The following is a 23,840-nucleotide window of genomic DNA, read 5'->3' as shown; positions in this document are numbered from 1 at the left end:
CGGTTCTGCCGCTACGCGCGAATCTGCGCGTAGATGTCGAGATACTGTTGACCGGGTAGGCTCCAGGAAAAATCGGCGCGCATGCCGTTGACCCGCAATTGCCGAAAATATTCCGGGAAGCCCCGCCACAGACCGATCGCGCGGCTCAGGGCGCTCTCCAGTCCGGCCTCGGTGAGGTCGTCGAAGAGATAGCCATTGCGCACCTCGAAGGGTTTGTCCGAATAATTGGCATCGAACACCGTGTCCGCCAGCCCCCCGACGCGCCGGACCACGGGCACCACGCCATACTTCATGGCGATCATCTGGGTCAGCCCACAGGGCTCGTAGAGACTTGGAATCAGGATCAGATCCGCGCCGGCATAGATGAGGTGGGCAAGCGCCTCGTCATAACCCAGTTCAAGATGACAATCCGGGTTGGGCTCGGTCTCATGCTTCAGACGCGCAAACCGCTCGGCGATGACGGGATCGAGCGCCGTGCCCAGAAGCACCACCTGACTGTCGTGCGCGAGCGCGTAACGAATGCCGTGCTCCATCAGATGAACCCCCTTCTGGCGGTCCAGTCGGCTGACGATCGCGAGGATGGGCTTTTCCGCGTCCCGCAGGCCCAGGCGTGCGCGCAGCGCCTGCCGATTGGCGGCCTTGCTCGGAAGACTGTCCGATCCGAAGTTGACCGGGATGAGTGGATCGACCTCGGGGCTCCAGATCGAGGGGTCGATGCCATTCAGCACGCCGCCAAACTTGTGCGTGTGCGTTTTCAGCAGTGACTGTAATCCCATCCCCTGATCGGTCTCCTGAATCTCCCAGGCATAGCGCGGCGAGACGGTATTGACGAAATTCGAGAACACGATGCCGCCCTTCAACAGATTCGCGACCCGCGTATCCTGGGGATCGAGCAACCGATCCGGCGCCATCAGACGCCGTGGGTCAAGCCCGACCTGACGCAGGATGGATTCGCCGACCTGTCCCTGGTAACCGAGGTTGTGCAGGGTATAACAGACCCGGGTGCTCGTGAGTCCAAGCGCCTGATAAATCTCATATAGCAGGACTGGAATCAGCCCGGTCTGCCAATCGTTGCAATGCAGAATATCCGGCCGCCGCCCGGATTGGAGCAGAAACTCCAGCACCGCGCGCGCGAAAAAGGCGAAGCGTTCCGGGTCGTCCGATTCGCCATAGATCCGGCCCCGCTGGAAAAAACCGTGCGGCGACCGAGGGTCGATGAACAGGCAGTTGACGCCCTCCATCGCGCCGCCGAGCACCCGACAGGTCAGCCACTGGTCGTGGAAAGGCACCCGCAGCTCCCGATAGACCTCGCGCAGGCCGGTGACGGAGTCCAGTCGCGACACGTCGTAATACGGCAGAAAAACGTCCACCGTTGCTCCGCGGCCGACCAGTGCGCGAGACAAACCCTGAACGAAATCGCCAAGGCCCCCTGCTTTTGCGATGGGCGCGCACTCGGCGCTCACCATGGCGATCTGCATACGTCAAATCCCCTTCACGAAGGTGGTGTGTGTGTTCAATCATCGCGCGGATCGCTCAACCCCGGCGGCGGATGGAGTGTCAACGCCTGTTTCAACAGGGTTGGATCATCGACTCTGACCAGGAACTGGAAGCGCCCGCCGGGACCGACACGATAGCGCTGACCGAAAAGGTCGATCTCGGTATTAGGCGCGGCCCAGCCGTGGATACGCAGTTCGGCCTCGATCAGAGGCGCGGCGCACGAGGGCGCCGAGCGACCGTAGACCAAGGTCGGGATGGCGGAGACGCCGATGCCCGCCGGCTCGGTCGCTGCCCGCGCGATTGGCGCGCCATCATCGGCCGGCGCCAATGACCTGTTATTAAGAATCTCCCGCGCCAACCGGGTGGCGAGTGCCGCGTGTTGCGCGGAATCGACGTGCGCGGATCCGCTCGGGGCTCCGGGACCGCCTCGGTTGGATTCGGATCGATCCAGCAGCGCGATCCGCGCTTCAGGAATTCGCCCATCGATCGGATCGGGGAATGGAAACGTCTGCGCGAGTTCGGTTCGCGGAGGGTCCAGAGTCGGGTCCGATACGTGTCGATCTCCCTCCCCGTCCCGGCGAGGCGGGAAATTGAGCCCAAGACTGGCCGCATGTTCAAGTCGATTCGAGCGCGCGAGAAGCAGCCAGCCGCCCTCCCCGTTGACGAGACCAAGTTCCGCCTCGAAGCGCGATGCATCCTGCCCCACCCTGAATCCGGCATCGCCCCTGCCGCGCTGTTCGGCCAGACGGAGCGAAATCTCGTCGACGTACTCGGAACCGCCATCATCGCCCACGCGTCGCAACCGTAGAACCGGAAACGGCGCCCCACCCGCGAGCGGAAAATCATGGCTTGCAACGACATAATCGTTGGCTTGCAGACTCCAGTTCGCCCGAACCTCGCCAGGCGCGCCCTCGTAAAGATCCAGCCGGGTCGTCTGGCTCGCCAGCGGGAAAACGGGGTCAAGGGCGACTGAAGGCGGCGCCAGATCGGGCGCGTCCGGGGCCGGACTGCGTTCGGACAAGGCCGCCAATGGATCGTGCGCGTCCTTGGGAAACCTGTTCATACAGGCATCCGCGATTGCCGGAATACGATCCGTATCGATGGCGATTGTGATGTCCCCCGGCTGAGAAACGCAGTGGCACCCCAGAACGAACTCAAAGGTTGGAGCCGCTACCCGGCTCGGCAAGGTCATCGGATGCCGCCGCGCGCGCGTCGGCCGCCAAGATTCCCTCCGCTGCCGTCGCGGAGGCGTCGACAAACCTCCTCGACGTAGCGGCGGCGCTTGCATGCAAACGTTCCTCGACCTCGCGTAATGCCAGCTCCGCCGACGCGGTACGTGCATAGAGATGGGGAATCCAGGCATCGCTCCAAAACAGAAAACAACTGGTTTCGGCCTCCAGAATCAAACGCCGCGCGCGGAACATCGCCTCGCTGGCCAACTGAAAAACCTCGGGCTGGCGACGGCACAAATCCCAGTAGCGCGCACTGAGTCGCGTGACCTCGGCGACGGCCTGACGCTGACGCTCGCTGCCCGACCATTGAGAGAGATCCTCGCCCGAGGTCGAGCCGACGTTCCATGCTCCGGTCTGGATCCGCGCCAGCGGCAGCGGCCGCGCCTGGGCGAGATACTCGGTCAAGCAGACAGGCTTGATCGGATAGTCGCCGGCGCGACACTGTTCCATGTAGGGGGCGAAAAAATGACCGAAGAAACCGGAATCCTCATGGGTCTGACGAAACCAACTGCCATTTTCCCCATCCGACCAGGTGGTCATCAGCCGGCGATCCCCAGGACGCGGCGAACCGGCGACACGCCAGGAGACTTCATCCTGGAACCATTTCAGGTTGAGACCGTTCGACTGCGCATTGGACACATCCCGATCACGCGGCACAATGCTGATACACACGCCGTCATGACAGGCCACATAGGGCCGGAAGATGTCGCTGATGCCATCCTCGGGACGCACATGCACCCCATCGACGACAACATATTCGTAACCGGCCTGAACCAGGGCGGGGATCATCTCCATGGTGAAGGCCATCTCGGGCGGCCAGAAACCGCGGGGCGCGCGTCCGAAGACCCGTTCCATGATCGCGCGCCCACGCTCAAGCTGTTCGAGCCAGTCCGCGCGCGGAATCAGTGGGAAGATCGGATGATAATAACCCATGCCGATCGGCTCGATATTCACGGCCTCCCGATACCGATCGAGCATCGCCGGAAGATCGACGAGATGACGATAGCGGTCGACGATGTCGGGATCGAGCAACTGCTCCAGAAGGACGCCGGAAAACCCAATATGCAACCGCGCCACGTCGCGATATTCCAGGGCGAAGCGCACGGCCCGCTCATAACAGCGAACGATTTCCTCCGCTTCCCAGGGATTGACCTCGATCAGCAGGCGCAGATTGCCCGGGGGCTGGTGCAGGTGAAGCCCGAGTGCGTGGTGGATGATGGTTCCAGTCATGGCTCCTCAACAAGCAGACGCCGCGCCGCCGATTCAGCACAGCCGGAGGCTTCGCGAGAGATCGAAACCAGTAAGCCGGACATTGCGCTTACCCCCACGCAGACAGAGTCGCCAGCCAGCTTCGCCAACATAAAACAAAGGGCATGAGACGGTCAAAGGCTTAATGCAAACCTCAGGCGATCGGCCCCTGGCCTTCGGGTGCCGTCGGGATCGCTCCCGCGTCTCGATGCACTTTCGCGGTTGGCAGAACCGCCCCCGATGGCTTAAGATCCATGACAATTATCAATATGAAGCGCGCCGGACGCCCCCTGCATGGGGTCGCATAGGCGGTCGCCGCCATGGAATTTAGAGAGACCGTGAAAGAGCCAAAACGTGTTCCGCGTCGCTTTTCGCTGCTTGCCTTGGTACTCGTGTTCCTCGCGGGCATTGCCTTCGTGGGCACGGCCAACTATGCCATTACCGCCACCAACACCCTGGAATTCTGCACCTCATGCCATACGATGCAGACCAATTACCAGGAATATCAGGAAACGCTTCACTTCAAGAATCCCTCGGGCGTCCAAGCCACCTGCGCCGATTGTCATGTCCCCAAGGAAATCGGCCCCAAGCTGATCACCAAGATCGTCGCCGCCAAGGATGTTTACCACGAGATCATGGGCACCATCGACACTCCCGAGAAATTCGAGGCGCGCCGCTGGCACATGGCCAACAATGTCTGGAAGAAAATGAAGGCCAGCGATTCGCGCGAGTGCCGCACCTGTCACGATTTCGCGAACATGGATCTGTCCGAGCAGAGCCGCTCGGCGCGCAGCCGGCATGCCGCTGCGGAAGACAAAGGCGAAACCTGCATCGACTGTCACAAGGGCGTCGTCCATCACGAACCGGACGAGCCGGACGGGTCGGATCATGCAGAGACGGCCCAGGCGACGGTTGACCCATCCTGAACGCGCGACGCCGCCAAGGTTCCGAGTCCATCATGAAAAGATCGCACACCCTCAGCGCTGGCGTCGCACTCCTGCTTTTGGTCCTCTTCCTGCCCGGCCCGCTGGCCTGGGCCGAGGAGACGGATTCCGGCACCGCCCTGCGACTGGCGGCCATGATCGGCGATCTCGACGCCGTGGTCGAGCAGCTCGACCGGGGCATCCCGGTCGATGCCCCGAGCGCCTTCGGCAAAACGGCGCTGATGCTGGCCGTGGAGACCAACGACCTTGCCACCGTCGCGCTCCTGCTCACGCGCGGCGCCAATGTCAACGCGCGCACCGTGGCCGGCTGCACGCCACTGACCTTTGCCGCCGAATCCGGGCACATCGGCATCTCCGCCCTGCTTCTGGAACGCGGCGCGCATGTCCATGATCGGACCCGCGCGGGCTGGGACGCGCTGATGATCGCCTCGCGTTACGGGATCGCCGACATGGTCGAGCAATTGCTCTTCCGCGACGCCGACCCCAAGGCATCGGACCGGGAGGGACGGACCGCACTGATGCTGGCCGCGCGCAACGGCCATGCCGGACTGGTCAGTCTGCTGGTCGACGCGGGCGCGGAACCGGAATCCCGCGACCGGGAAGGCGCCACGGCCCTGCTCATCGCCGCGGAACATGGCCATCTCGACATGGCGCGGGCGCTGCTTGAGCACGGGGCTGATGTCAACGCCCGCGATACGCTCGGCGCCAGCGCGCTGATCATCGCGAGCGGACAAGGGCACGCGGCGCTGGCCGAATATCTGATCGAACAAGGCGCCGACCCGAACCTTCAGGATCGGGACGGAACCTCGGCGTTGATGGCGGCGGTGAACGGCGGCCACCATGCGCTGATCCCGCTTCTGACCAACGCCGGCGCCAGATCGGATCTGAAGGACAACCAAGGCTACACGGCGCTGGATCTTGCGAACCGAAAGAATGATCGGGACGCCATCGATTTGCTCGCGCGGGTATCCGAATAATCGCAACGATGGCAAGGCAAGACCCAAGCGCCGAAACGGCGCTTGCATGAACCATAAGAATGCCGTGGCCATGATCGCCACGCACCCATCCATCCGCACCACCCGGATGGCTCCAGCTCCACCGATTGACCCTATCATAACCAGAGGAAAGGAGGAGGAATCAAAACCATGGCTAGAAAAATCCTGCAAACGACCCTGTTGACCGGCGCGCTCGCCCTTGGTGCCTCGTCGGGCGCCTGGGCCGAGGCCACCGGCGCGATGCTCGCGAATAGTTGCGCCGGTTGCCATGGCACCCATGGCAACAGCGTCGGTCCCGCCTCGCCGAGCATCGCCGCCATGGATCCGGTGGTCTTCGTCGAGACGATGGAAGAGTTCAAGAACGGCGAGACCTATTCGACCATCATGGGCCGCATCGCCAAGGGCTACTCGACGGGCGAGTTCGAAAAAATGGCCGAGTATTTCCACGCGCAGACCTACCAGCCGGCCAAGCAGTCGTTCGACACCGCGCTTGCGGACAAGGGCGCCAAACTCCACGACAAATATTGCGAGAAGTGTCACGCCGAGGGCGGCAAGCCGCTGGTCGACGAAGAGGACTACAACATCCTGGCCGGTCAGTGGCTGCCCTATCTTCAATACGCCATGGAAGATTTCCGCGCGGATCGCCGCGAGATGGAAAAGAAGATGCGGACCAAGCTCAACGAACTGCTCAAGGCCGAGGGCGAGGACGGCATCGCCGCCGTCAATGCCTTCTATGCCAGCCAACAATAACGACCCCGGAGGAGAACAAAGGCATGAAACTCAGCAGACGCGATTTCGTCAAGGTCTCCGGGGCCGCGACCGCGGTCGGACTCTTCGGCTTCCCCTATCTCGCGCTTGGCGCCACCCAGAAGGTAGTCGTCATCGGCGGCGGAACGGGCGGGGCCACGGCAGCCAAATACCTCAAACTGGCCGATTCCAGCATCGATGTCACCCTCATCGAACCCAACGAGGTCTATTACACCTGCTATCTCAGCAACGAGGTGATCGGCGGCGAGCGGAAACTGGAATCGCTCCGGCAGACCTACGACGGGCTCAAGGCGCATGGCGTAAAGGTGGTCCATGACAGCGCCACCGGCATCGACCCCGACAAGAAGACGGTGAAAACCGCTGGCGGCACCGAGTACAGCTATGATCGCTGCATCGTCGCCCCCGGCATCGAACTCCTCTACGAGAAGATCGATGGCTATAGCGAGGCGGCGGCCGAGACCCTGCCCCACGCCTGGAAGGCCGGCGAGCAGACCCGCATCCTGCGCAAGCAGTTGGAAGACATGAAGGATGGCGGCACCGTGATCATCGCCGCCCCGCCGGCGCCCTTCCGCTGCCCGCCTGGACCCTATGAGCGCGCCAGCCAGATCGCCCACTACCTGAAGGCTCACAAGCCGAAATCGAAGGTCATCATCCTCGACAACAGCCAGAAGTTTTCCAAGCAGGCCCAGTTCACCAAGGGTTGGGAGACGCTTTATGGCTTCGGGACCGACAACGCCCTGATCGAATGGCGTCCGGGGCCGGACGCGGCGGTGGTCAAGGTGGACGCCGGCCAGATGCTCGCCGAAACGAACTTCGGCGACGAGATCAAGGCGGATGTGATCAACGTCATCCCGCCGCAGCGCGCAGGTTCGATCGCCCAGACCGCCGGGCTTGCCAACGAGAGCGGCTGGTGCCCGGTCGATGTCAAGACCTTTGAGTCCAAGCTGCACAAGGGGATTCATGTCATCGGCGACGCCTGTATCGCCACCGAGATGCCCAAATCCGGCTATTCCGCCAACAGCCAGGGCAAGGTCGCGGCGGCGGCCGTGGTCGCACTGCTCAAGGGCGAGGAGCCCGGAACGCCGTCCTATCTCAATACCTGTTACTCGATCATCGGTCCCGCCTACGGCATCTCGGTCGCGGGCGTCTACCGACTCAGCGAGGATGGCGCGACCATCGCCAGCGTCCCGGACTCCGGCGGCGTGACGCCGGTCGATGCCCCGGACTGGGCCCTGGCGCGCGAGGTCGAGTACGCCTACAGTTGGTACAACAACATCGTGCACGATATTTTCGGATAAACACAAAATCCGGTTGAGCACGAGATTGACAGGCCCGTTCGGGTCATCGCTTCAAAGGGGCCGCAAGGCCCCTTTTTTCTGCCTTGATTCTGTGTTCTTCTCCCACCAAGCACCTTGAATCCCGAGGAAAGAACAACATGCCAGAGGAAATCGTCGGTCATTGCTGGAATTGCGGACAGGGCCTGACCAAGCTGGATTATGGCCGGGAGTCGACCTGCCTGAACTGCGACAAACCGACCCACTGCTGCCGCAACTGCCGCCACTATGCGCCGGGGCGACCGAACGAATGCATGGAGCCGCTGGTGGAGCGCGTGGTGGAGAAAACGCGCGCGAATTTCTGCGAATTTTTCGAGCCGGCCATGCGCGCGGGCGGCCCGGCGGCCAGCGCCACGGATCCGGAACGACTGCGCGGCGCGGCCGAGGATCTTTTCAAATAGGCGGCTAAACTCCGTGAAACCACTCCTTCTCGCGTCGCTGCTGTGTCTCGCCATCGGAAGCGGCGCCTGTGCACGGGACGACGACATGAGCGATGCGCGCAACCGGTTGATCGAGCAGATCGAAAACGAGGTTCGGATGACCGCGCGCGAGTTGGGCGTCAACGGGCTCGATCCCCGGGTCGCCGACGCCCTGCGCCGGGTACCGCGCGAGCGTTTCGTCCCCGAGTCGGAACGCCATCTCGCCTATCGCAACCATCCGCTCCCCATCGGCGACGGACAGACCATCTCCCAGCCCTATATCGTCGCCATCATGAGCCAACTGCTGGCGGTCGGCCCGGGCGATCGGGTGTTCGAGCTGGGGACCGGTTCCGGTTATCAGGCCGCCGTCCTGGCCGCCCTGGGCGTCGAGGTCTACTCGGTGGAAATTGTGCCGGAACTGGCCGCGCGGGCCGCCGCGACACTCGCGGCGCTTGGCGAGGACAAGGTCCGGGTGCGCGCGGGCGACGGCTGGCTTGGCTGGCCCGAGGCGGCCCCCTTCGATGGCATCATCGTCACCGCCGCCGCGCCCTCGTTACCGCGCCACCTGATCGATCAACTCAAACCGGACGGTCGGCTAGTGATTCCGATGGGCGGCGTCGACACGATTCAACAGTTGGCGCTGTTCGAGAAGGACGCGGACGGACGCTTGCAACGTCGCAACCTGATCGATGTCCGCTTCGTCCCGGTGACGGGATCCATGGCCCCTTGATCGTCGCGCACGCGCTGTCCGTCGACCTTGTCAGAAACCTTTGGGAGCAGGCACGGGCCAGCCATCATCGGCGCGTCCTACTCCTCGCCGGCGCGGCCGACTGGACGGCGTCTGGCGCGCGTCTGGCCGTCGCTGCCCTGCCCGAACTCTCGCCGGTCTGGCTCACGCAGCGCCCGCTCGCCGACAGCATCCGGCCCATCCGCGACGCCATCCAGTTGCTCGGTCAGGATCTGGAGTTGCTGATCTACGACGCCCATGGCGGATTCGACCCGGACGGCTTCGGCGCGGCCACCGGCGCCATTCGCGGGGGCGGTCTCCTGATTCTTCTGACGCCGCCGCTCGCCGATTGGCCGAACCGGAGCGATCCGGAGGCCGAACGCATCGCCGTCTGGCCCCATTCGGCGGACTCGCTGACCGGGCGCTTTCTCGCGCGACTGGTCCGCGTACTGATGGCCGATCCGACGATCGTCGCCATCCAGCAGCAGGACTTGTTGCTTTCGCTTCCCGATTGGACGGCGTCACAACCAGCAGGGTGCGCAACGCCTGGCCTGAACGAAGCCGAAGGGCGAAGCGTGACCAGCGTGACGGTCCCCTCGCCCAAGGACGAGCGTCGGCGCGTGGAAGATGGGCACGGCCCATGGCCTTTGCCCATCCTACGATCGGTCGAACCAGCGCGAGCCGAGACGCCCGAGCGCATCCGCCCAGGCGTCCTTCGGCCGCGCGCGGAGCCTGTCACCCTCGATCAACAACAGGCGGTCGACGCCATCCTTAAAACCTCGCATGGACGCGCCCGCCGACCACTGGTCCTAACCGCCCATCGCGGACGCGGCAAAAGCGCGGCGCTTGGACTGGCGGCCGGACACCTGTTACATGCCGGCGAGTGCCGAATCCTAGTGACCGCCCCCAGACGCGCCTCGGTCGATCCCGTCTTTCGGCATGCCGAGGCCGTCCTGCGCGAGACGGAACATCCAGAGGTCGCGGCGGCCATCGGCAAGCTGTCGTTCCAGTCGCCCGCCGAACTCATCGCCGCTGGTCCGGACGCCGATCTGCTGCTGGTCGACGAGGCGGCGGGCATCCCGGCACCCCTGCTCGAAACCCTGCTCGCCCGCTATCCGCGCGTCGTCTTCGCGACCACGGTGCATGGCTACGAAGGCACTGGCCGGGGGTTCGAGATTCGCTTTCGCGCCACCCTGGACCGCCTGACCCCAAACTGGCGCGCGCTCAGGCTCGACACCCCGATCCGCTGGGCGCCCGCCGATCCGCTGGAGACGCTCACTTTCCGCGCGCTCCTGCTCGACGCCGCCCCGGCGCCAGACGACCAACTGACCGCCGCCAGTCCCGCCACCTGCCGCTGCGAGCGACTCGATCCCGAGGCGCTCGCCCAAGACGAGCCGACCTTGCGCGAACTCTTCGGCCTGCTGGTTCTCGCCCACTACCAGACCCGCCCCATGGATCTGCGGATGCTGCTTGACGGAGCGAACGTGCGGATCTATGTGCTGCGTCACGGCGAGCGGATCGCCGCGACCCTGCTCGCCGCCGAGGAAGGCGGTTTCGCGGACCCCGCGCTGCGCGAGTCGATCTATTTGGGACAGCGCCGACCGCGCGGCCATCTGCTGCCGCAAACGCTCTCCGCGCACGCCGGTCTGCTGGAGGCGCCCGCTTTCCGCTATCTGCGCGTGATCCGGATCGCCGTCCATCCGGCACTCATTGGGCGCGGCCTGGGACGCCGGCTGCTGCGCGCGCTCTTTCGCGACGGACGGGCGGACGGCATCGACCTGGCGGGCGCCAGTTTCGGGGCCACGCCCGAACTGCTGCGCTTTTGGGACCGCTGCGGCTACCGACCGGTCCAGATCGGCACCAGCCGCAATGCCGCCAGCGGCGAACAGGCGGTCGTCGTGCTGCGGCGTCTGAACGTCCACGGCTGGCGGTTCGCCGCGCTGGCTCGGCAGCGTCTGGCCTCCCGTCTGCCGGTCCTGCTGGCCGGACCGCTGCGGGCACTCTCCCCCGACGTTGCCGTGGCGCTGCTCGCGTCGTTACCCGCTGGAACAGAGTCGCCGACGCAAGCGCGCGAGAGTCGACACGAACTGGCGGGCTTTGTCAGCGGCCATCGCACCCTCGATGCCACCCTGCCACTGCTCGCGCACATGACGCGACACCAGCTCCGAACCAGCCTGGATGCCGGCTCGATCACCCCGCGCGAAGCGGCCCTTTTAGTCGCGACCGCCTGCCAACTGCGCCCGATGGCGGAACTGATCTCGATCTTCCTGTTCCCGGGGCACAGCGGACTCCTGTCGGACTTGCGCCGAATCGCCGGCCAATTGCGAAACCCTGACAAAGCCGAGACCGCGAACGACGACAACGGCCACGCCTTGGGTTAGGTTCGCACCTCTTCCACGCCATCGGAACGAAAGGATGCTTTTTTTCCTGCGCGCCAAACCTCGCCCGGCGCAAAATACATTCCTTTCGACTGACTCCAGCCGCGCGGCAGCCCAGCATCCATTGTCGAGGAGACCTCTGTGCAACCCATCGAACGTATCAAGGAATTCGGCGGTTGGCTCAACCGCTACCGACATGCCTCAACCGCCTGCGGCTGCGAGATGACCTTCTCGGTCTATCTGCCGCCCCAGGCCGAGACCGGCCGGGTGCCGGCGGTGTACTGGCTGTCCGGATTCGCCTGTACCGACGACAGCGCGCGGACGAGGATCGGCGCGCAACGCGACGCGGCGGAACTCGGTCTCGCCCTGGTGATGCCAGACACCAGCCCGCGGGGCGCGGAGGTTCCGGATCTCCCCGACCGTGACGACCTGGGTCAGGGCGCCGGTTTCTACGTCAATGCCACGCAGTCGCCCTGGGAAACGCACTACCGGATGTACGACTATGTCACCCGCGAACTCCCCGCCCTGGTGGAACAGGAGTTGCCGTTGATGACCGGCATGCGTTCCATCGCGGGGCATTCGATGGGAGGACACGGCGCTTTAATCTGCGCCCTCGGGAATCCGGGCATGTTCTGGTCCGTCTCCGCCTTCGCGCCCATCTGCAATCCCAGCCTGTCCGGCTGGGGTCGACAATGCTTTTCCGCCTATCTTGGCGACAACCGCGAAAACTGGAAAGACTACGATGCAACCTGTCTCATCGAGAGCGGCGCATCCGCGCCGCCATTGCTGATCGACCAGGGCACCGATGACGAATTCCTCGCCGACCAGTTGCATCCCGAGAACCTGAAGGCCGCCTGCGAACGACACGGCATTCCCTGCAACCTGCGGATGCGGGAGGGCTACGATCACAGCGACCGCTTCGTCGCCACCTTTATCGGCGAGCATCTGGCGTATCACGCCAAGGCGCTGGGGCTGATGCGGGACGGATGATGGCCAATCGCTGAAACCGACGACCGAGTCGCCCGCAAGCGGGCTCCTACGGGACGCGTAGGAGCCCGCTTGCGGGCGACGCCGATACAGGGGAAAGTTGTTGATGGACGGCTCCTAAGCCGCAGCGTCGCGCCGAGCCGCCGGCAGTCGCACGCTGACCGCCAGACCACCCTCGCGCGCCGCGTCGAAAGCCAGCGCACCCCCATAGGCATCGACGACATCCTGCACGATCGCCAGCCCCAGCCCGGTGCCTTCCCGACGCTGGTCCAGGCGCAGACCGCGCTCGCCGAGGCGCGGGCGTTGGTGGGCCGGAACGCCAGGGCCGTCGTCGCTGACACAAATCTCGATCCATGCGTTCGCGGTCTGCCCGGCGCGCGGTCCAGAGGACACGCGCAGCCAGACGCCCGCGCGTGCCCATTTGGCGGCGTTCTCCAGAAGATTGCCGAGCAATTCCAGCAGGTCGTCCGACATCAGCGCCACATTGGCCGTGGTTGGCGCCTCGATCCGCCAGTCGAGCCGCGCGCCGTCGGGCGTGCGCTGCAGCGTGCGCAGCAGCCGCTGGAGCGTCTCCACCACATCGACCCGCGCCTGACGATCCGCGGCGCCGGAGCGCAAGCGGGCGCGGATCAACTCGCGGTCGACCCGTCGACGCATGGCCTGCGCCAGTTGTTCCAGGTCGTCCGCCAGGCTCGGGTTGCCGCTGTCGCGCAAGCGCTGGGCGTCGGCGGCTAGCGCGCTGAGCGGGGTCTTGAGACCGTGCGCCAGATCGGCGGTCCAGGCGCGGGCGCGCTCGACCGCCTGGGCGCGGGCGTCGAGCAGGGCATTGACCTCGCTGACGAGTGGCATGACCTCGTCGGGATAGGCGTCGGCAAGCCGCCGGTCCTGGCCCGAACGAATGGCACCGACGCCGCGCCGAACCGCCTCCAGGGGCGCCAACCCGGTCTGAATCTGGACCAGGGTCGCCAGCGCGAGAACCAGCGCGATCAGCCCCAGATAGGGTCGCATATCGGCGGCGAAGGCGGTGCGCGCGGCGGTCAGCCCGGCACGATTCTGGCCGACGGCCAGTCGCAGCATCAGCGGTTGACCGGCGGCTTGCAGTCGGATGCGGCGCTCGCGCACCAGCAGCCCTTGCCCGCCCGGACCCGGCAGCGTATGGGCATGAACCCCGCCGGGTTCCAGCGGATCGGGCGGAAGTTCGATGACATGGTCCCAGAGCGAGCGCGAGCGCAGGCGTCCGGGTTGGCCAGCGCTGTCGATCTGCCAGTAAAAGCCGCTCAGGGGTTGCGCGAACCGCGGGTCGAGCGGTTCGCGGCTCAGACCGATGGCCCCGTCGGACGCGACCGCGATGGCGGCGGCAAGCTGGTTGAGTTGGGTCGTCAGTTCGTCGCCGATCCGTCGCTCGACGTGGCGCTCGAACAGGGTCGCGAGCCCCAGGCCGGCGACCAGCAGGGCAAGCGATATCGATGCCGTCGCGCCGATCCAGAGCCGGACGCGGAGCGAGCGGCGCGTCATGCGCGCACGCGAGGAATGGCGGATGACAGGCAAGTCTGGATGCTCATGACCGGTCCGGCTCGACCAGATACCCGAACCCGCGCCGGGTCTCGATCAGCTCCGCGCCGAGCTTGCGCCGCACCCGCCCGACCAGCACCTCCACGGCATTGGAGTCGCGCTCGAAATCCTGGGCGTAGAGCTGTTCGGTCAGTTCGAGCTGGGAGACGACCCTCCCGGCGTGCTGCATCAGATAGCTAACCAGCCGGTATTCCTGGGGCGAGAGATGGATCGGGGTGCCATCCACGCTGACCGCCATGCGGCGGGTGTCGAGCGTGATTCGCCCATGGACGAGCAGGGCGCTCGCCTGACCGGCGGCACGGCGGATCAGCGCCCGCAGTCGTGCGATCAGTTCTTCCATGCGAAAGGGCTTGGGCAGATAGTCGTCGGCGCCGGCATCGATGCCCTCGACCCGCTCGCTCCAGTCGCCGCGTGCGGTCAGGATCAGCACCGGCAGACGCTGACCGGCCGCGCGCCATTTGCGCAGCACCGACAGGCCATCCAGGCCGGGCAGCCCGAGATCGAGGATCGCGGCGGCGTAGTTCTCGGTGTCGCCCCGGAACCAGGCGTCCTCGCCGTCGTTCGTTTGATCGACGACGAACCCCGCCGCATTTAGCGCGGCGTTCACGCCCTCGGCGACCCGCTCGTCGTCTTCCACCAGCAGGATGCGCATCAGTCTTCCTCGACCTCCAGAATACGGCCCGTCGCGGCGTCGACCAGCACCTCCAGCAAATGGCCATCGGCGACGATGATCTTGATCTCGTAGACCCAGCGTTTCGCCCCACGCCATTGCTCGCGCTCGAATTCGACATCGACCACTTCGCCCGGCACCTCGGTGGCGACCCGCGCCAGGATCTCGGCGAGCGGGCGCACCTCGCCGCGGATCACGGCCTGATGGGCATGCTCGTGATCATGCTGGCGGGAACCCTTGTCGGCGAAGCGATCCGCCCACGCGGGGACGCAGAGCAGGAGGCCCAGCATGACGACGGGCAGGCGGCAGTGGATGGGTTTTAGAGACATGCCGCGCATGATCGCCGATCATGGCTGACCGTTCGCTGACAGTGACGCACAGCGTTCGGTCAGCCGCGCCCCGTTAGTCTGCTCCCAAGGTCGCGACCAATCGCGACCGACTGACCAACACAGTCAATCAGGGGAGCAAACCGATGACAACGCACACCGCCATCCCGACCGGGACCGATTCGCTCGGGACCGCCACACCCGAAGCCCAGACGCCAGTCCGCGTCTGGGATCCGTTGGTACGGATCTTCCACTGGTCGCTCGCGGCCGGTTTCGCGACCGCCTTTATCGTCGAGGACGACCTGCTCGACGTCCATGTCTGGGCTGGCTATCTGGTGCTGACGCTCATCGCCGTGCGTCTGGTCTGGGGTGTCATCGGCACCCGGCATGCACGGTTTAGCGATTTCGTGCGCGGACCGGGGCAGATTCTGACCTATCTCAAGGATGCCCTGCGGTTTCGCGCACCCCGTTATCTCGGCCACAACCCAGCCGGCGGGGCGATGGTGATCGCCCTGCTGCTGTCGGTCGCGGCCACCGGAGTGACTGGCATAGCGCTCTATGGCGCGCAGGAGTTCTCGGGACCGCTGGCCGGGCTGATGAGCGAACTGCCGGCCGCCTCGGGCGAAGCGCTGGAAGAGGTCCACGAAGTCCTGGCCAACTTCACGCTCGTCCTGATCGTCCTGCATGTTGTTGGCGTGGCCTTCTCCAGCCTGTCGCATGGCGAAAACCTGATCGGCTCCATGATCAGCGGATTCAAGCGGAGATAAGACGTAATGAAATCAAGCATCGCACTGGTTCTGATCACCACAGGGGCGCTGACACTCCCAACCACCCTGCTCGCCGCCGATGCGGCGGCCGGCAAGGCGGGTTGGACCAGGGAATATCCGGCGTCGGATGGCTCGGCGGCGCGCAGTTGCGCGACCTGTCACGGACGCGATCTGACCCAGCCAGGCCGTCAGGCCAACACCGGCAAGGTCATCGAGCCGCTGGCCCCTTCGGTGAATCCGAAGCGGCTCACGGATCCCGCAAAGATCGAGAAATGGCTGCTGCGCAACTGCAAATGGACGCTCGGGCGCGAATGCACGGCGACCGAAAAGGCCGATTTCATCGCCTATATCAAAACTCAATGATCCCGGAGACCTGACCTATGAACCATCCCAAGCGAATCCTTGTGATCCTGGCCGCCGGCCTGCTCGGCCTGGGTGCCGTCGGCGTCGCTTTCAGCGATGACGACGATGACGATGATCGGCATGGCAAGCGTGGCGAACGCGGCGGTTGGGTGACATCCGGCGCCGACGTAGCCCCGGTGACCAATGCGACCTACGGCCAGGAATGCGGCGCCTGCCACCTGGCCTATCAGCCGGGCCTGCTCCCGGCGGATGCCTGGACGCGGGTGATGGATCCGGCGGCACTCGGCAACCATTACGGCGATGACGCCTCGCTGACGGACGATCTCCGCCAGGAGATCGGCGCCTATCTGATCGCCAATGCCGCGGATCAGGCCGAACAGACACGCGCTCGCGCCTTTGCCGTCGCGTCGGGCGCCAATGGCTCCCGCCAGGGCGCTGTCCTGCCGCGCATCACCGAAACCCGCTATTTCGTGCGTCAGCATGACGAAATCCCGGCGCAACTGGTCACCGGCAATCCCGAGGTCGGCAGTTTCAGCCAGTGCAACACCTGCCATCGAGGGGCGGCGGACGGCGTCTACAACGAGCATCAGGTCAGCATCCCCGGCCACGGCCGCTGGGAGGATTGATGCGACCTTGGACGACGGGCACGCCGCGCCTTGCCCATCCGACGCACTCATCGAACAGGACCGACACCATGAGCACCACGACGTTTACACTCCTGATCGGCACCTTGATTCTGGGCCAGATCGTCGGTTTCGTGGCCTGGGGGCTGTCTCGCCAACGCGCCAGATACCGCGCGCTGGAACGGCAAGGGGCCGAGTTTGGCGCATTGGATCCAATGGGCCGCACGGCCGCCGACCAGCCCCTCGACACCTCGTCCACACCGGCCTTGACCGGAGCGCCAGGGCCGGCCTGGTCGGGCGAGCGGGATTTCGTGGTCCAGCGCCGGGTGATCGAAGACGGTAATGCCAGCGTCTGTTCCTTCTATCTGGTCCCCGCCGACGGCGCGCCGCTCCCGCTCTACCGACCGGGCCAATACCTGACCTTCAAGTTGGACGTGCCGGATCCCGCGGGCCATGCGACGAAACAGGTCGTGCGTTGCTACTCGCTGTCGGATCGCCCGCGCGCCGACATGTACCGGGTATCGATCAAACGGGTTCCGGCCCCGCCCGGCAAGCCCGATGCCCCACCAGGGATCGCCTCAAACCACTTCCACGACCGCATCCAGGAAGGCTCGCGCCTCTCGGTCCGGGCACCCTCGGGGCATTTTCACCTGAACGAGGACGGGGAACTGCCGATCGTGCTGATCGCCGGCGGCATCGGCATCACGCCGCTGCTCAGTATTCTGAACACGCTGGCCCATTGGGCCGATCCGCGCGAGGTCTGGCTCTTCTATGGGGTGCGCAACCGGGGCGAGCACATCATGAAGGAACACCTGGAAAGCCTGTGCGATTCGCATCCGGAGTTTCGTCTCCAGGTCTGCTACGCGGAGCCTTCCGAGGAAGATATCCCCGGCGTCGACTACCAGCACCAGGGCTGGCTCGATATCCAGCTACTCCAGCGAACACTCCATTTCGGGCGTTATGAGTTCTACGTCTGTGGCCCCCCGCCCATGATGGAGATGTTGGTGCCCGCGCTGGAGGCATCAGGCGTCGCGCCCGAGGACATCCATTACGAATCCTTCGGTCCTGCCTCCTTGACCAAGCGTCGGGCGCCAGCGCCCACGGCGGTCAGCGCTCCGGTGGCGGTGCGTTTCAGCCAATCGGGCAAGACTGTCCAATGGGATCCCGCCGCTGAATCGCTGCTCGAACTGGCCGAAGACCAGGGCATCCGGGTCGACTCGGGTTGCCGCGCCGGCAGTTGCGGGAGTTGTCAGACCGCCATCGAATCCGGCGAAGTCAGCTATCAGCAGACACCGGACGCGGACGTGAAACCCGGCCATTGCCTGCTCTGTATCACGACACCGGCCACCGACCTGACGCTGGCTCTGTAGGAACCACCATGAAACGTTCGATCGTTCGCAAGGAAGTCATTCCCTTCCTGGCACTGTTCGGGTCGCTGCTGATCGCGACCGCCATCGCCGATGCCCTGCTGCATCTTCTGGATCTGGTCTGGGTTGGGCGCTATCTGGGCATCCCCGGCACCATCCTGATCCTGCTGTCGTTCTTCTATTCGATGCGCAAACGCAAGTTGATCCGGTTCGGCGAGCCGAAGCGGCTGTTGCGCCTGCATGAGACCCTGACCTGGCTCGGGGCGCTGATGATCCTGGTGCACTCAGGCATCCATGTCTACACCCTGCTGCCATGGCTGGCACTGATCGCGATGCTGGTCACGCTGGCGAGCGGAATGACGGGGCAGTACCTGCTGGACCGCTCGCGGCGTGACTTGAGCACGAAACGCACGGCCTATGAAGCCGATGGCGCGAGCGCTCGGACGGTCGATCAGGAGGTCTTCTGGGACGCGGTGACGGTGGATCTGATGAAGCAATGGCGGAGCGTGCATTTCCCGATCACGCTCGCCTTCGGGGTGCTCGGACTGGCGCACATCCTCGGCATCTTTCTGTTCTGGCAGTGGAAATAATGAAGACGAAACTCATCTTCCTGGTCGTCGGGGCAAATCTGGTTCTGCTGGTGCTGCTCGCCATCCTCTACCCACGCTTGATGGTCGAACCTGGCGCGCTGATCGAGGCGCACCAGGCGCTGGAGACCGATTGCTTCGCCTGTCATACCCCGTTCATCGGGAGTCGGCCGGCGAAGTGCGTACAATGTCACAAGCCCGCCGAGATCGGCCTGGTCACCACCCAGGGACTGTCAATCGCCCACGAGCGGAAACTGACGCCCTTCCATCAGGATCTGATCGAGCAGGACTGTGTCGCCTGTCATAGCGATCACAAGGGCGTGCAATCCTTCCGGCCCATCGGCCAGTTCTCGCATGAGCTGTTGCAAGTCGATCTGCGCGGCGAGTGCAACGGCTGTCACCGCAATCCTGGGGATAGCCTGCACCGGGAACTGGTCGCCAATTGCAGTGAGTGCCATTCGCCGCAGGCCTGGACGCCGGCCACCCTCGACCATGAGCAGTTTTTCCGCTTCGATGAGGATCACCGGACCGCCTGCGCCACCTGTCATGTGGAACAGGACTACAGTCGCTATACCTGCTATGGCTGTCACGAGCACTCGCGCTCGAACATCCGCGAGGAGCATGTCAAGGAGGGAATCTATGATTATGAGAACTGCGTCGAGTGCCACCGTAGCGGCGATGACGTGGAGGGCGAAGGCGACGGGCACGAGAGACGGAATGCAGACATCGGTACCTTGAGGAGCCAAACCCGCCAGGATCTATGGGAGCGCAGCCGTGGCGAACATGATCGACATGACGAACATAAAGGGCGTGAGGATGACGATTGAGCCGCGTATCAACCATGTCCGCATGACCCGAGTGGTTTTCGCGCTGGATCGGCCTTATCTGAAGCAACACGCATCGCTGTCGTCAGCGGTTTCGCTGAATTCACGATTTCTCCATGTTTCTTGACCTTTTTCGAATGACAATCAAGGTAGCGGCAGGGGGGCGTGTTAAACGCCCCCGCTAGCCAAGTTTCCGGCGCACCGAACGTGGCGCCGACCGCCTTTCAACCGATCAACGGAGAGCAACGATGAACCACATGACCCGAACTCTCGCCCTGAGCGTCGCGATTGCCGCTGCCTGCGGCGCCCTGCCCGCGCTTGCTCAACCCACGAACGCGCCCCCGCGCGGCCCCATGCCGTTTGCCGCCTTCGACCGGGATGGCAACGGGATGGTCACCGAACAGGAATTCAATACAGTCCATGCCGAGCGGATGGCGGCGCGGGCCGCCACCGGCGCGCCGATGCGCGGGGCGGCCAACGCGCCGACCTTCGCGGACTTCGATCTGAATGGCGACGGTCGGTTAGTATCCGACGAATTCGCCGCCGCGCAACAAGCGCTCATGCAAGGTCGGCCCGGCATGGGGATGGGGCCGGGCGCCGGCAGGGGGATGGGGCCGGGCGCTGGAATGGGACCCGGCATGGGGATGGGCCGTGGCATGGGAAGAAACATGCCGACCTTCGCTGAATTCGATTTGAACCAGAACGGAACCCTCACCGAGAAGGAGTTTTACGAGGCGCGGGCCAACCGGATCAAGGAGCGGTCGCAGCAGGGGTATCCGATGCGCAATCTGGCCAACGCGCCTGACTTCAAGGTCATCGATCTCAACGGCGACGGTCTGGTCGACCAACGGGAATTTGACCTGGCGCAGGCCCAGCATCGTCAACAGATGATGCAGCCGCCGCTGCCGCCGCAGCGCTGAGGGAGGGAGAATTCAGCCGTGAGATACGCGTCTTGAATTCCGAGGCAGACCCGAAGCCGGTTTCGGTCGGAACCTCCGCCGAAACCGGCAGACTCCTGCGGCTCGCCACCTATGCCTCGGTGGCCACGGCCGGTCTGCTGATCCTGGCCAAGCTCGTGGCCTGGCTGCTGACCGGCTCGGTCAGCGTCCTCGCCTCGCTGGTGGATTCGACGATGGATGCCGCCGCCTCGCTGGTGAATCTGCTGGCGGTGCATTGGTCGCTGCTGCCGCCGGATGCCGAACACCGCTTCGGTCATGGCAAGGCGCAGGCGCTCGCGGCCCTGGTTCAGGCGACCTTCATCGCCGGCTCGGCGGGGTTCCTCGCCCTGGAGGCGATCGACCGCCTGTTCCATCCGCAGCCGGTCGTCGAGATCGGGATCGGCGTGGCGGTCATCGGCTTCGCCATCCTCCTCACCCTGGCGCTGCTCGCGTTCCAGCATCATGTCATCCGACGCACCGGCTCGCCCGCCATCCGCGCGGATGCGCTGCACTATGCCACGGACCTGGCCACCAATTCGGCAACCCTGCTGGCGCTTGGTCTGGCGAGCCTCGGCTGGTCCGGCTTCGATCCGCTGTTCGGTCTCGCGATCGGTGCTTACATCCTTTACAGCGCCGCGCATATCGGTCGCGAGGCGATCCAGATGCTGATGGATCACGAACTCCCGGAAGAGCAGCGCGAGCACATCCGCACGCTGGCCTTGCGTGTGCCCATGGTGCGCGGCCTGCATGGTCTGCGTACCCGCCAATCCGGCCAGTCGCTGATCATCCAACTGCATCTCGAACTCGACGACCAGTTGCCCCTGCTGCACGCGCATCGCATTGCCGATGACGTGGAGGCCCGGATCCGCACCGTCTATCCGGATTCCGACATCATCATCCATCAGGATCCGGCGAGTCTGGGTCGTGAAGACTCGGAGCCCTGAGCATCTTCAAGATCGTCGCCCTCTCATGCGCATCCTGATCGTCGAAGACGACCGACTCCTTGGCGCGGGCTTGCAGACCGGGCTCGCTCAGGATGGCTATCTGGCGGACTGGGTGCACAGCGCCGATCCGGCCGAGCATGCGCTACGGGTCGAGCACTTCGATGTCATGGTGCTCGATCTCGGGCTGCCGGGGCGCGATGGACTCACCCTGTTGCGCGATCTGCGCCGCCAGGGGATCGATCTGCCGATTCTGATCCTCACGGCCCGCGATGCGATCGCGGATAAAGTGGCCGGACTGGACGCCGGCGCCGACGACTATCTGGTCAAACCCTTCGATCTCGATGAACTGAGCGCGCGGATCCGCGCGCTCGCGCGCCGCCGGGAGGGGCATGCGACACCGCTGTTGCAGGCCGGCGCGCTGGCGCTGGATACCAATCGGCGCACCGTGACGCTCGGCGAACAACCGCTGTCGCTCTCGCCCAAGGAGTATGCCCTGCTCGAAAAGCTGGTCGCCAACGCCGACCAGGTGGTGCCGCGCGCGCGGCTGGCGGCGGCGACCTACGGCTGGCGCGACGAGATCGAGAGCAACGCCATGGAGGTGCATATCCATAACCTACGTCAGAAGCTCGGCAAACACCGGATCCTCACGGTGCGCGGCGTCGGCTATCAATTCGTCTCGGAACCCTCGCCATGAGATCGATCCGCCGCCGCCTGCTGTTGTCGCTCAGCCTTGTCTGGACCGTCATCTGGATCGCGGTGGCCATGATCGCCTGGAACCGTTCGGGGCATGAGGTCGGTGAATTGATGGATGCGCAGTTGGCCCAGACCGCGCATTTCCTGCGCCAGATCACGCTCGCCGGCGATCTGCCCAGCATCGCCGGCGCGCCCCAAACCCTGTCGCCCATCGGCCATCCGTATGAATCCATGATCAGTTTCCAGCTCTGGCGGGAAGACGTCCTGATCGGCAGCTTCGGCGCGGCGCCGCTGGAACCCCTGGCACGGCAGTCTGGATTCTCGGATCAGACCATCGGGCCGACCCAATGGCGCGTCTTCGGGTTCCCGACGGGACGTTCCGGCGAGGTGATCTATGTGGCGCAGAATGACGGAATCCGGCGGGAACTCATCGAGTATCTGACGCTCCATGCGCTGCAACCCATCCTCTGGTCGCTGCCGCTCACCGTGTTCCTGATCTGGCTGGCGGTCACGGACGGCCTGCTTCCCCTGAGCCGGCTCGCGCGCGCCATCGGACATCGTTCGGCCGAGCAACTGGCCCCCATCGATGCGCGCCGCGTGCCGGGCGAGATCCGACCGCTGATCCATGCGCTCAACGGCCTGATGGCCCGGCTCGAACAGGCGTTGGACACGGAACGGCATTTTGCCGCCGATGCCTCGCACGAACTGCGCACCCCCTTCGCCATCATCCGCACTCACGCCCAGATCGCCCAGCGCAGCCGCGACCCCGAGGAGCGCGCGGATGCACTCGATAAGCTCATTCGCGGGGTCGATCGGGCGACCCATCTGATTACGCAGTTACTCACCCTGTCCCGCCTGCAGCACGGCGGACTCGACGCCGGGCAAGGCGCCTGTTCCTTGGTCCAGACGGCGAAACAGGTCGTGGCGGACAAACAGGGCGCGGCGCTTGCCAGGTCCATCGAACTTGGCTGCAAGACCCCGGAAGGAGAGCCCGGTCTGGTCGGCGTCTCGCCTGGGGCCTTGAGCATTCTGGTCGGCAATCTGCTGGACAACGCGATCAAGTACACCCCGGCAGGCGGGCGCGTCGCAGTGACGGTCAGCACGCGCCGGGAACAGGTTCTGCTCCGGGTGGAAGACTCTGGCCGGGGCATCCCCGCCGAAGACCGGACGCGGGTCTTCGATCGTTTCTATCGCCCGCCCGGTCAGGCCGAGCCCGGTGCCGGGCTCGGTCTGGCCATCGTGCGGCGGATCTGCGAGCTGCACGGTCTCGGGATCGAATTGCTCGACGCGGAGGATGGGCGGGGCCTGCTGGTTGAGGTCGATTTTTTTCGCAAGCCTGTCCTGAGCGGAGTCGAAGGGCCTGCCGCGGACGCTGTTACTCGTCGCGGCCGGGAGCGTTCCCGCCAGATCAACGGACGGTAAGGTGATTTCCGGGAAAGACTTTACCGATTTCCGTTCGTCCTGAGCTGGTCGAAGGACGAACGGAAATCGTGCTCCGAAGCAGACATTGCATCCGTTCATGGTTCGACCCTTCGGCTGCGCTCAGGACTCACCACGAACGGATGCAATGTCATCGCGAACGTGGGTATGAACTTTTCCGGAAATCACCTAAAACCATCGTTCCGGCGTTCCGGCGT

The 23,840-nt window shown here is 64.8% G+C and carries 24 protein-coding genes; 18 read left to right on the top strand and 6 right to left on the bottom strand.

Going from position 1 to position 23,840, the window contains the following annotated elements; genetic code table 11:
* Window positions 1-11 precede the first annotated feature (11 nt).
* The 3 genes from THIVI_RS21685 to THIVI_RS21675 form a co-directional block, all read right to left on the bottom strand.
* A complete protein-coding gene (locus tag THIVI_RS21685) occupies window positions 12-1,478 on the bottom strand; it encodes a glycogen synthase (RefSeq protein WP_014780657.1) in 1,467 nt (488 codons plus the stop codon).
* Between the two features lie 35 nt (window positions 1,479-1,513).
* Window positions 1,514-2,560: a hypothetical protein gene (locus tag THIVI_RS21680; protein ID WP_014780656.1), complete on the bottom strand. Its 1,047-nt coding sequence runs from the start codon at window positions 2,558-2,560 to the stop codon at window positions 1,514-1,516.
* Window positions 2,561-2,651: 91 nt separating this feature from the next.
* A complete protein-coding gene (locus THIVI_RS21675; protein ID WP_014780655.1) occupies window positions 2,652-3,959 on the bottom strand; it encodes a polysaccharide deacetylase family protein in 1,308 nt (435 codons plus the stop codon).
* A gap of 338 nt (window positions 3,960-4,297) precedes the next feature.
* Between THIVI_RS21675 and THIVI_RS21670 the strand changes: the two genes are divergently transcribed.
* The 8 genes from THIVI_RS21670 to fghA all read left to right on the top strand — a co-directional run bounded on the left by THIVI_RS21670 (window position 4,298) and on the right by fghA (window position 12,532).
* Window positions 4,298-4,903, top strand: coding sequence for a NapC/NirT family cytochrome c (locus THIVI_RS21670; RefSeq protein WP_014780654.1), 606 nt, complete (start codon window positions 4,298-4,300; stop codon window positions 4,901-4,903).
* Window positions 4,904-4,935: 32 nt separating this feature from the next.
* On the top strand, window positions 4,936-5,898 hold the full coding sequence (locus THIVI_RS21665; protein ID WP_014780653.1) for an ankyrin repeat domain-containing protein: 963 nt from the start codon (window positions 4,936-4,938) through the stop codon (window positions 5,896-5,898).
* 168 nt (window positions 5,899-6,066) lie between these two features.
* Window positions 6,067-6,666 carry a c-type cytochrome gene (locus tag THIVI_RS21660; protein WP_014780652.1) on the top strand — a complete coding sequence of 200 codons (600 nt, stop codon included), beginning with the start codon at window positions 6,067-6,069 and terminating at the stop codon, window positions 6,664-6,666.
* A gap of 23 nt (window positions 6,667-6,689) precedes the next feature.
* Window positions 6,690-7,982 carry a sulfide-cytochrome-c reductase gene (fccB, locus tag THIVI_RS21655; RefSeq protein WP_014780651.1) on the top strand — a complete coding sequence of 431 codons (1,293 nt, stop codon included), beginning with the start codon at window positions 6,690-6,692 and terminating at the stop codon, window positions 7,980-7,982.
* A gap of 137 nt (window positions 7,983-8,119) precedes the next feature.
* Window positions 8,120-8,419, top strand: coding sequence for a hypothetical protein (locus THIVI_RS21650; protein ID WP_014780650.1), 300 nt, complete (start codon window positions 8,120-8,122; stop codon window positions 8,417-8,419).
* Window positions 8,420-8,432: 13 nt separating this feature from the next.
* The gene (locus THIVI_RS21645; protein ID WP_014780649.1) at window positions 8,433-9,167 is read left to right on the top strand and encodes a protein-L-isoaspartate(D-aspartate) O-methyltransferase; all 735 of its coding nucleotides are present in this window, start codon (window positions 8,433-8,435) and stop codon (window positions 9,165-9,167) included.
* Window positions 9,164-11,545, top strand: coding sequence for a tRNA(Met) cytidine acetyltransferase TmcA (locus THIVI_RS21640; protein WP_014780648.1), 2,382 nt, complete (start codon window positions 9,164-9,166; stop codon window positions 11,543-11,545). Before THIVI_RS21645 ends, THIVI_RS21640 begins: the two co-directional genes overlap by 4 nt.
* Before the next feature lie 138 nt (window positions 11,546-11,683).
* Window positions 11,684-12,532: an S-formylglutathione hydrolase gene (fghA, locus tag THIVI_RS21635; protein WP_014780647.1), complete on the top strand. Its 849-nt coding sequence runs from the start codon at window positions 11,684-11,686 to the stop codon at window positions 12,530-12,532.
* A 114-nt stretch (window positions 12,533-12,646) separates the two neighbouring features.
* On the opposite strand, the gene THIVI_RS21630 is transcribed toward fghA, so the two are convergent.
* From THIVI_RS21630 to THIVI_RS21620, 3 genes are read right to left on the bottom strand one after another with little or no spacing between them, the layout of a single operon-like run.
* On the bottom strand, window positions 12,647-14,044 hold the full coding sequence (locus tag THIVI_RS21630) for a sensor histidine kinase (RefSeq protein ID WP_014780646.1): 1,398 nt from the start codon (window positions 14,042-14,044) through the stop codon (window positions 12,647-12,649).
* A gap of 43 nt (window positions 14,045-14,087) precedes the next feature.
* Window positions 14,088-14,753 (bottom strand): response regulator transcription factor, encoded by a 666-nt coding sequence (locus THIVI_RS21625; RefSeq protein WP_014780645.1) that lies wholly within the window; start codon window positions 14,751-14,753, stop codon window positions 14,088-14,090.
* A complete protein-coding gene (locus THIVI_RS21620) occupies window positions 14,753-15,100 on the bottom strand; it encodes a PepSY domain-containing protein (protein ID WP_041447848.1) in 348 nt (115 codons plus the stop codon). The genes THIVI_RS21625 and THIVI_RS21620 overlap by 1 nt, the downstream gene beginning before the upstream one ends.
* Window positions 15,101-15,243: 143 nt before the next feature.
* On the opposite strand from THIVI_RS21620, the gene THIVI_RS21615 reads away from it, so the two are divergent.
* From THIVI_RS21615 to THIVI_RS21570, 10 genes are all read left to right on the top strand, one after another.
* Window positions 15,244-15,864 carry a cytochrome b/b6 domain-containing protein gene (locus THIVI_RS21615; protein ID WP_014780643.1) on the top strand — a complete coding sequence of 207 codons (621 nt, stop codon included), beginning with the start codon at window positions 15,244-15,246 and terminating at the stop codon, window positions 15,862-15,864.
* A 6-nt stretch (window positions 15,865-15,870) separates the two neighbouring features.
* On the top strand, window positions 15,871-16,227 hold the full coding sequence (locus tag THIVI_RS21610) for a DUF1924 domain-containing protein (protein WP_014780642.1): 357 nt from the start codon (window positions 15,871-15,873) through the stop codon (window positions 16,225-16,227).
* Between the two features lie 17 nt (window positions 16,228-16,244).
* Window positions 16,245-16,853: a diheme cytochrome c gene (locus THIVI_RS21605; protein WP_014780641.1), complete on the top strand. Its 609-nt coding sequence runs from the start codon at window positions 16,245-16,247 to the stop codon at window positions 16,851-16,853.
* 68 nt (window positions 16,854-16,921) lie between these two features.
* Window positions 16,922-18,220, top strand: coding sequence for a 2Fe-2S iron-sulfur cluster-binding protein (locus THIVI_RS21600; protein ID WP_014780640.1), 1,299 nt, complete (start codon window positions 16,922-16,924; stop codon window positions 18,218-18,220).
* A gap of 8 nt (window positions 18,221-18,228) precedes the next feature.
* The gene (locus THIVI_RS21595; protein ID WP_014780639.1) at window positions 18,229-18,807 is read left to right on the top strand and encodes a hypothetical protein; all 579 of its coding nucleotides are present in this window, start codon (window positions 18,229-18,231) and stop codon (window positions 18,805-18,807) included.
* Complete coding sequence (locus THIVI_RS21590; protein ID WP_014780638.1) at window positions 18,807-19,631, top strand: class III cytochrome C family protein; 825 nt, start codon at window positions 18,807-18,809, stop codon at window positions 19,629-19,631. The genes THIVI_RS21595 and THIVI_RS21590 overlap by 1 nt, the downstream gene beginning before the upstream one ends.
* Before the next feature lie 254 nt (window positions 19,632-19,885).
* On the top strand, window positions 19,886-20,548 hold the full coding sequence (locus THIVI_RS21585) for an EF-hand domain-containing protein (protein WP_245537330.1): 663 nt from the start codon (window positions 19,886-19,888) through the stop codon (window positions 20,546-20,548).
* 32 nt (window positions 20,549-20,580) lie between these two features.
* Window positions 20,581-21,510: a cation diffusion facilitator family transporter gene (locus THIVI_RS21580; RefSeq protein ID WP_014780636.1), complete on the top strand. Its 930-nt coding sequence runs from the start codon at window positions 20,581-20,583 to the stop codon at window positions 21,508-21,510.
* Between the two features lie 25 nt (window positions 21,511-21,535).
* Window positions 21,536-22,204, top strand: coding sequence for a response regulator (locus THIVI_RS21575; protein ID WP_014780635.1), 669 nt, complete (start codon window positions 21,536-21,538; stop codon window positions 22,202-22,204).
* Complete coding sequence (locus THIVI_RS21570; RefSeq protein WP_014780634.1) at window positions 22,201-23,625, top strand: ATP-binding protein; 1,425 nt, start codon at window positions 22,201-22,203, stop codon at window positions 23,623-23,625. Before THIVI_RS21575 ends, THIVI_RS21570 begins: the two co-directional genes overlap by 4 nt.
* Window positions 23,626-23,840: the final 215 nt, after the last annotated feature.

This window comes from Thiocystis violascens DSM 198 (genome assembly GCF_000227745.2).
Lineage (GTDB): Bacteria > Pseudomonadota > Gammaproteobacteria > Chromatiales > Chromatiaceae > Chromatium > Chromatium violascens.
This window is presented reverse-complemented; position numbering and strand designations above follow the sequence as displayed.

Coding starts and splice junctions, on each gene's coding strand:
- THIVI_RS21575 (WP_014780635.1), top strand. CDS start 21,536: ATGCGCATCCTGATCGTCGAAGACGACCGACTCCTTGGCGCGGGCTTG.
- THIVI_RS21595 (WP_014780639.1), top strand. CDS start 18,229: ATGAAACGTTCGATCGTTCGCAAGGAAGTCATTCCCTTCCTGGCACTG.
- THIVI_RS21680 (WP_014780656.1), bottom strand. CDS start 2,560: ATGAACAGGTTTCCCAAGGACGCGCACGATCCATTGGCGGCCTTGTCC.
- THIVI_RS21585 (WP_245537330.1), top strand. CDS start 19,886: ATGACCCGAACTCTCGCCCTGAGCGTCGCGATTGCCGCTGCCTGCGGC.
- THIVI_RS21610 (WP_014780642.1), top strand. CDS start 15,871: ATGAAATCAAGCATCGCACTGGTTCTGATCACCACAGGGGCGCTGACA.
- THIVI_RS21625 (WP_014780645.1), bottom strand. CDS start 14,753: ATGCGCATCCTGCTGGTGGAAGACGACGAGCGGGTCGCCGAGGGCGTG.
- THIVI_RS21605 (WP_014780641.1), top strand. CDS start 16,245: ATGAACCATCCCAAGCGAATCCTTGTGATCCTGGCCGCCGGCCTGCTC.
- THIVI_RS21600 (WP_014780640.1), top strand. CDS start 16,922: ATGAGCACCACGACGTTTACACTCCTGATCGGCACCTTGATTCTGGGC.
- THIVI_RS21650 (WP_014780650.1), top strand. CDS start 8,120: ATGCCAGAGGAAATCGTCGGTCATTGCTGGAATTGCGGACAGGGCCTG.
- THIVI_RS21590 (WP_014780638.1), top strand. CDS start 18,807: ATGAAGACGAAACTCATCTTCCTGGTCGTCGGGGCAAATCTGGTTCTG.
- THIVI_RS21675 (WP_014780655.1), bottom strand. CDS start 3,959: ATGACTGGAACCATCATCCACCACGCACTCGGGCTTCACCTGCACCAG.
- THIVI_RS21620 (WP_041447848.1), bottom strand. CDS start 15,100: ATGTCTCTAAAACCCATCCACTGCCGCCTGCCCGTCGTCATGCTGGGC.
- THIVI_RS21685 (WP_014780657.1), bottom strand. CDS start 1,478: ATGCAGATCGCCATGGTGAGCGCCGAGTGCGCGCCCATCGCAAAAGCA.
- THIVI_RS21570 (WP_014780634.1), top strand. CDS start 22,201: ATGAGATCGATCCGCCGCCGCCTGCTGTTGTCGCTCAGCCTTGTCTGG.
- THIVI_RS21670 (WP_014780654.1), top strand. CDS start 4,298: ATGGAATTTAGAGAGACCGTGAAAGAGCCAAAACGTGTTCCGCGTCGC.
- THIVI_RS21660 (WP_014780652.1), top strand. CDS start 6,067: ATGGCTAGAAAAATCCTGCAAACGACCCTGTTGACCGGCGCGCTCGCC.
- fccB (WP_014780651.1), top strand. CDS start 6,690: ATGAAACTCAGCAGACGCGATTTCGTCAAGGTCTCCGGGGCCGCGACC.
- THIVI_RS21615 (WP_014780643.1), top strand. CDS start 15,244: ATGACAACGCACACCGCCATCCCGACCGGGACCGATTCGCTCGGGACC.
- THIVI_RS21665 (WP_014780653.1), top strand. CDS start 4,936: ATGAAAAGATCGCACACCCTCAGCGCTGGCGTCGCACTCCTGCTTTTG.
- THIVI_RS21630 (WP_014780646.1), bottom strand. CDS start 14,044: ATGACGCGCCGCTCGCTCCGCGTCCGGCTCTGGATCGGCGCGACGGCA.